Origin of the sequence: Spirillospora sp. NPDC049652 (assembly GCF_040675125.1) — a bacterium.
Lineage (GTDB): Bacteria > Actinomycetota > Actinomycetes > Streptosporangiales > Streptosporangiaceae > Spirillospora.
Window position 1 is genome coordinate 1 of sequence record NZ_JBFAOF010000386.1, and the last position, 6,294, is coordinate 6,294.

The window sequence follows — 6,294 nt, forward strand, 5'->3', positions numbered from 1 at the left end:
CTCAGCGGGCGGCGGCCCGGCGCCAGGCTCCGTCGGCGAGCAGGCGCAGCCCGTTGAGGCCGACGAGGACGGTGGAGCCCTCGTGGCCGGCGACGCCGAGCGGCAGCGGCAGGGTGCCGGCGATGTCCCAGACGACCAGGCCGGTGATGAACAGCGCCGCGATGACCAGGTTCTGGACCACCAGGCGGCGGGCCTGCCGGGACAGCCGCACGACCGCGGGGACGGCGGCCAGCTCGTCCCGGACGACGACCGCATCGGCGGTCTCCAGGGCGAGGTCGGATCCGGCGCGGCCCATGGCGACGCCGGTGTGGGCGGCGGCGAGCGCGGGGGCGTCGTTGACGCCGTCGCCGACGACGAGCACCCGGCGGCCCGCCCGCTCCAGCTCGCGCACCGCGTTCACTTTGGCCTGCGGCAGCAGGCCGGCGCGGACGTCGGTGATGCCGACCTCGGCGGCGAGGCGGGCCGCCGCGCGGTGGTTGTCGCCGGTGAGCAGGACCGGGGCGGTTCCGGTCAGGCGTTCCAGCGCGGCGACGGTGGCGGCGGCCTCCGCGCGCAGCCGGTCGGCGATGCCCAGCACGCCCGCCGGGGCGCCGTCCAGGGTGACCAGCACGGCGGTGCGGCCCTCGTCCTCCAGCTCGGCGGCGGCCTTCGCCGAGTCGTCCTCGTCCCGGTCGCCGCGAAGCCGGGCGGGACTGCCGACCGCGACCATCCTGCCTGCGACGGTGGCGGTGACGCCGGTGCCGGGGGTGGAGGTGAAGCCGTCCGCCGCCGGGATGTCCAGGCCGCGGGCGCGGGCGGCGTCCACGATCGCGCGGGCGAGGGGATGTTCGCTGGGGTGCTCGGCCGCTGCCGCGTACCGGAGCAGTTCGGCGTCGGTGAGGCCGGAGGACGCGGCGGGCCGGACGTCGGTGACGTACGGGACGCCCTCGGTCAGGGTGCCGGTCTTGTCGAAGGCGACCTGGTCGGTCCGGCCGAGCCGTTCCATGACGACGGCCGACTTCACCAGGACGCCGTGCCGTCCGGCGTTGGCGATCGCCGACAGCAGCGGCGGCATGGTGGCGAGGACGACCGCGCACGGCGACGCGACGATCATGAAGGTCATCGCCCGCAGCAGGGTGGGCTGCAGCGCGGCGCCGAAGGCCAGCGGCACGGCGAACAGCGCGACGGTCGCGGCGACCATGCCCAGGCTGTAGCGCTGCTCGACCTTCTCGATGAACAGCTGGGTGGGCGCCTTGGTCTCGGCGGCCTCCTCGACCATGGCCACGATCCGGGCGATCACCGAGTCCGACGGGTCCCGCTCGACCCGCACCCGCAGCGCGCCGGTGCCGTTCAGGGTTCCGGCGAACACCTCGTCCCCGGGCTCCTTGGCCGCCGGCAGCGGCTCGCCGGTGATGGTGGCCTGGTCGACCTCGCTCGCGCCGTCCAGCACCCGGCCGTCCGCGCCGATCCGCTCCCCCGGGCGCACGAGCACGACGTCGCCGACGGCGAGCCGTCCGGTCGGCACGGTCTCCTCGCCGCCGTCCTCGGACAGCCGGGTCGCGGTGGCGGGCGCCAGGTCCAGCAGGCCGCGCACCGAGTCGGCGGTGCGGGCGGTGGCGACCGCCTCCAGCGCGCCGGAGGTGGCGAAGATGACGATCAGCAGGGCGCCGTCCAGCACCTGGCCGATCGCCGCCGCGCCGAGCGCCGCGACGACCATGAGCAGGTCGACGTCCAGGGTCTTCTCCCGCAGGGCGCGCAGTCCGGCCCAGCCCGGTTCCCAGCCGCCGGTGGCGTAGGTGAGCGCGAACAGCGGTCCCCACGCCCAGGCGGGGGCCCCGAGCAGGTACAGCGGCAGGGCGGCCAGGAACAGCACCAGCGCCGCGGCCGCCCACCGCGCTTCGGGCAGCGCGAGGAGCCGCGTGCGGCGCCGGGGCGCGGCCGCGTCACGCACGGTCGGACCGGCGGGACGGATGAGGGTGGACGACATGGGCAGCGGGGTCCTTCGCGTACGGAGCGGCGGGGTCTGGCCCGGCCAGCGTAACAGGAATACTTGAACAACGATTCATGTGTTCATGGTCGGCGTACGATGGGCGGATGGGTCATGGAGCCGCATCACCTCGCGACAGCGTCCCCCGCACTCGGCTGGACGCCGCCCATGCCCAGCGCGTCGCCACCACCCTGCAGGCCCTGGCCACCCCGTCCCGGCTGCTGATCCTCGCCCGCCTGCGCGAGGGGCCGCTGCCCGCGACCGAACTGGCCGCCGAGGTCGGCATGGAGCAGTCGGCCTGCTCCCACCAGCTGCGGCTGCTGCGCAACCTCGGCCTGGTGGTCGGCACCCGCAAGGGTCGCTCGGTCGTGTACGCGCTGTACGACGACCATGTCGCCGAGCTGCTGGACCAGGCTCTCTACCATGTCGAGCACCTTCAGCTGGGGGCGCCCGACGTCCCGGCCGAGGACGAGGCACTTTCCCGCGGTGAGCTGTCGGGTGATGACGCGGTGGCTCCGGCGGGTTGAGGGACCGCGTCCTCAGGAACGGGGACGGGCGGCGGACACGGCCAGGGGCAGGATGATGACCGCTGCGGCGAGCGCGGCATAGCCCCAGGTGAGCGTGGCGGCGGACGCGACGGCGGCGACCAGCAGCGGGCCGCCCGCGTCCCCGAGTTCACGGCCGAGTTCCGCCGCTCCCATGGTCTGGCCCATCCGCTCCGCGGGCGTGGCGGCGGCCAGGGCGGCGAAGCCGAGCGGGGTGATCAGGCCGGTGCCCGCGCCGATGAGGACGGCGGCCGCCAGCAGTCCCGCCAGGCCGGGCAGCAGCGCGGCGGCGAGACCGCCGGCGGTCAGGACGAGCCCGGCCGCCAGCCCCGCCGGGACGGTCAGCCGTCCGTCGTCCAGGGCGCGGCCGGCCCACGGCTGAACGAAGGCCGCGCACGCCGCCAGCAGGGAGACGGCGGCTCCGGTGGCCGGCGGGCCTAGCCCGGCGGCGGAACCCGACAGCGGCAGGAATCCCACGCCGACCGACAGCGCGGCGGTGGCGGCGGCCAGGGCCGTGACCGGGCGCAGGAACGCGCCGTCGGCCAGGCGGCGGGCCAGGTCCAGCAGGGTCTGGCGGACCTTGGGCAGTGGGGGGACGGCGGGGACGGCGAGCACCGTCCAGACGGCCACCGCCGCCGCGAGCACCGCCAGGACGGCGAACAGCAAGGCCAGCCCGCCCGCCCAGACCAGCGCCCCGCCGAGCAGGGGCCCGGCGGTGTAGCCGATGCTCTTGAAGAAGCCGTAGGAGCCGAACGCGCGGCCGTGCTTGGCCTGCGGGTTCAGCCGGGCGACCAGGGCCGAGGCCGCCGGGGAGAAGGCGGAGGCCGCGGCACCCTGCCCGAGCCGCACGGCCCACAGCCAGCCCGGATTCCGGACGGCGACGTACACGGCGGAGGCGGCCGCGAACGCGACCAGGCCGCCGATCAGGACCGGCCGGGCGCCGACGCGGTCGGCGAGAGTGCCGAACACCGGCTTGAGGACGACCTCCGCGCCGTCGTACAGGGCGAGGAGCACCCCGAGGTACAGCACCGACCGCACGAGGTCGGCGTCCCCCGCGCCGAGGTTGGCTGCGATGCCGTGGGCGCCGAAGGCGGTGGTGAAGCCGGCCGCGTAGAGCGGCCACATCCGGCGCCGTCCCGAAGTGGGCTGCGCCGGCGGCCGGGTGCCGCTGGGGCCGGTCACGGCGTACCTCCTCGCCGACGGGCGGCGTCGAGGTCGGCGGCGGTGTCGGCCGGCCGCGCGGACGGGCTCCGGCCGTGGCGCTCGCTCAGGTCAGGCCTTGGCGCGCTGCTGCTTGAGGCGGAGCTCCTCCTGCCGGACCTTGTTCAGGACGGCCTGCTCGTGTCGCAGCCACTCGGGGTTCTCGGCCTTCAGAGCCTCGATCTCGGCGGTGGTGAGGGGGCCCGTGACACCGCCCCGGACCAGGCCCGACGCGGAGACGCGGAGCCTGGCGGCGACGACCTGGCGGGGGTGCGGCCCCTCGCGGCGCAGCTCGGCGAGCCAGGCGGGCGGTTCGGCCTGGAGCGCGTTCAGCTCGTCCCGGGAGACGACGCCCTCCTGGAACTCGGCGGGCGCTGCCGACAGCAGGATCCCCAGCTTCTTGGCGGCGGTCGCCGGCTTCATGGTCTGCGGGGTCTTCGTCTTGGACGGGCTCATGACACCAAGGGTAGCCAGCGGAAGGGAGCCGTCCGGACGCGACTAGGCTGAGGGGATGACTGAGGGTGAGTTCCGGGTGGCCTACGCGCCGGGGGTGACCCCCGGGAAGTGGGCGGGGGTGTGGGCCGAGCGGGTGCGGGACGTGCCGCTCCGGCTGATCCAGGTGCCCGCCGCCGAGGCCGTCCCCCTGCTGCGGGACGGCGGCGCGGACGCGGCGTTCGTGCGCCTGCCCGTCGACCGGGACGCCCTCCACGTGATCCCGCTGTACGTGGAGACGACCGTGGTGGTGGTGCCGAAGGACCACGCGGTGGCCGCGGTCGACGACGTGGAGCTCGCCGATCTCGCCGACGAGGACGTGTTCGAGCCGCTCGACGAGGTCCTGCCGCTGGCCGAGCGCCCCGGGCAGCCCGCCTTCACCCGTCCGGAGAGCACGGCGGACGCGGTCGAGCTGGTGGCGTCGGGGGCGGGCGTCCTCCTGCTCCCCCAGTCCCTGGCCCGGCTCCACCACCGCAAGGACCTCACCTACCGGCCCGTGACCGACTCCCCGCAGTCCCAGATCGGCCTGGCGTGGCTCGACGCCGAGACGAGCGACCTCATGGAGGAGCTGATCGGCATCGTCCGGGGGCGCACCGCCAACAGCTCCCGCGGCCGCGCTCCCCAACAGCCGCAGCCCGCCGCCCGGAAGAAGGCCCCGCAGAAGCCGTCCGCGCCCAGACAGCGCCGCCGGACGCGCCGCCGCTAGCGGGACCGAGGTCACTCGACGACCGCGCGGACGCCGGCGGGATCGGGGAATGCGGGGGCGGCACCGGTTCCGGGCCGGCGGCGCAGGTAGTAGGCGACGGCCAGGACGAGGACCGACGGGCCCCACAGGCCGACCGGACCTGTGCAGATCAACGCGAGCGCCTGCCACCAGCCGTTGTCGTACGGCTGGCTCTCGACGACGCCGTACACGGCGAGGACCTTCCCGCCGCCGAGTGGCACAGCGGTGAACAGCACGGTGAGGACCAGTCCGCCGAGAACGGCGGGGACGACCGCCGCGAGCGGCCGGACGCGCCTGCCGCCGATGAGCGGAAGCCACCCGGGCGCCACCTCGCCCCAGCCACGCACCAGGCCGGTGCACAGCAGGGCGATCAGCTCCGACGTCACACTCAGCCCGAGGACATAGGGGACGCTCACCCAGTAGCCGGGCATGCCTTCGCCCTCATGTCTCTGGCCCATGTCGAAATGCACCGCGAAGGGCAGCCGCCACAGGCACGAGGGCAGCAGGAGCAGCGGTAGCGCGTAGGCCAGACGAAGGATCCAGCGCGGAACCGGACGTTCGGTGTCGCTGGCGGCCGGCCCCGTGTGGACGACGGCGCGCAGGAGCTTGGAGATGGTCACGGCCACGACTCTTCCGTCCTGCCCGGCTCCGGTGATCACCCGCAGGGAGCGGCCGGCTCCCCCGCCGGAGGGATTTCACCGGGTCGGCGCGGCCTTCCGCGGGCCGTCGCTCATCGGCCGGAGGCTTGTCCGCTGCCCACGTCATGCCAGACCGCCTTGGCCCCACTGTGTCCGATGCGGACGACCTGGACGCCCGCGGCGGCGGAGGCCCCGACGGTGAGGACGGCCGCGGCCACGGTGACGAGGGTGGCCCAGCGGGGGGCGGAGGCGGCGCGGCGGGCGTACCAGGCGACCGCAACGAGGGCGGCGAGCCCCAGCCACAGGCCCGCGACCAGGGGAAGCAGGCCGTCGGCGAGTTCGGCGTGGTGTTCCACCAGCGCGGTCCGCGGCACCTTCTTCTCCAGGCCCTCGCCGCTGGAGGTGGCCATCGGGACCGACACCACGCCGAGGGTGGCCAGTCCCAGGACCCAGGGGCCGGCGGCCTTCCGCGCCCTGGGCCAGAGCGCCACCACGAGCGCGGCCACGACGACCAGCGGGATCAGGAAGACGACCAGGTGGACGACCAGCGGGTGGACGGGGAGACCCCAGAGGGTGGTGGGCATCGTGATCCTTCGAGTCGGTGACTCCCAGCAGTGAAGCCGTTCGGCCATTACCGGGAAACCGTCCAGGCGGGATTCAGAGACTCTTCATAGGAGCCGTCGCCCGCCGGTGGCGGGAGTCGCCGCCCCGGTCACCAGGAGCCGCCGT

The 6,294-nt window shown here is 75.2% G+C and carries 7 protein-coding genes; 2 read left to right on the forward strand and 5 right to left on the reverse strand.

Annotated features, from left to right (window positions below; translation table 11 throughout):
- Nucleotide 1: 1 nt before the first annotated feature.
- Nucleotides 2–1,966: a heavy metal translocating P-type ATPase gene (locus AB0J52_RS22815; protein WP_500183959.1), complete on the reverse strand. Its 1,965-nt coding sequence runs from the start codon at nt 1,964–1,966 to the stop codon at nt 2–4.
- A gap of 107 nt (nt 1,967–2,073) precedes the next feature.
- On the opposite strand from AB0J52_RS22815, the gene AB0J52_RS22820 reads away from it, so the two are divergent.
- The gene (locus AB0J52_RS22820; protein WP_500183960.1) at nt 2,074–2,493 is read left to right on the forward strand and encodes an ArsR/SmtB family transcription factor; all 420 of its coding nucleotides are present in this window, start codon (nt 2,074–2,076) and stop codon (nt 2,491–2,493) included.
- 12 nt (nt 2,494–2,505) lie between these two features.
- Here AB0J52_RS22820 and AB0J52_RS22825 read toward each other — a convergent pair whose 3' ends face one another.
- Together AB0J52_RS22825 and AB0J52_RS22830 are read right to left on the reverse strand one after the other, a co-directional pair.
- Nucleotides 2,506–3,693 (reverse strand): MFS transporter, encoded by a 1,188-nt coding sequence (locus AB0J52_RS22825; protein ID WP_500183962.1) that lies wholly within the window; start codon nt 3,691–3,693, stop codon nt 2,506–2,508.
- A gap of 90 nt (nt 3,694–3,783) precedes the next feature.
- Complete coding sequence (locus tag AB0J52_RS22830; protein WP_500183963.1) at nt 3,784–4,167, reverse strand: DUF5997 family protein; 384 nt, start codon at nt 4,165–4,167, stop codon at nt 3,784–3,786.
- Nucleotides 4,168–4,222: 55 nt separating this feature from the next.
- On the opposite strand from AB0J52_RS22830, the gene AB0J52_RS22835 reads away from it, so the two are divergent.
- Nucleotides 4,223–4,909, forward strand: coding sequence for a LysR family transcriptional regulator substrate-binding protein (locus AB0J52_RS22835; protein ID WP_500183964.1), 687 nt, complete (start codon nt 4,223–4,225; stop codon nt 4,907–4,909).
- A gap of 11 nt (nt 4,910–4,920) precedes the next feature.
- Here the strand turns inward: AB0J52_RS22835 and AB0J52_RS22840 are convergent, their stop codons facing one another.
- Together AB0J52_RS22840 and AB0J52_RS22845 are read right to left on the reverse strand one after the other, a co-directional pair.
- Nucleotides 4,921–5,553 (reverse strand): hypothetical protein, encoded by a 633-nt coding sequence (locus AB0J52_RS22840; RefSeq protein WP_500183965.1) that lies wholly within the window; start codon nt 5,551–5,553, stop codon nt 4,921–4,923.
- Between the two features lie 104 nt (nt 5,554–5,657).
- A complete protein-coding gene (locus AB0J52_RS22845; RefSeq protein ID WP_500183967.1) occupies nt 5,658–6,149 on the reverse strand; it encodes a DUF2231 domain-containing protein in 492 nt (163 codons plus the stop codon).
- Nucleotides 6,150–6,294 lie beyond the last annotated feature (145 nt).

Excerpts from the sequence above, each read along its gene's own strand:
- AB0J52_RS22835 (WP_500183964.1), top strand. The coding sequence starts at position 4,223 with ATGACTGAGGGTGAGTTCCGGGTGGCCTACGCGCCGGGGGTGACCCCC.
- AB0J52_RS22845 (WP_500183967.1), bottom strand. The coding sequence starts at position 6,149 with ATGCCCACCACCCTCTGGGGTCTCCCCGTCCACCCGCTGGTCGTCCAC.
- AB0J52_RS22815 (WP_500183959.1), bottom strand. The coding sequence starts at position 1,966 with ATGTCGTCCACCCTCATCCGTCCCGCCGGTCCGACCGTGCGTGACGCG.
- AB0J52_RS22820 (WP_500183960.1), top strand. The coding sequence starts at position 2,074 with ATGGGTCATGGAGCCGCATCACCTCGCGACAGCGTCCCCCGCACTCGG.
- AB0J52_RS22830 (WP_500183963.1), bottom strand. The coding sequence starts at position 4,167 with ATGAGCCCGTCCAAGACGAAGACCCCGCAGACCATGAAGCCGGCGACC.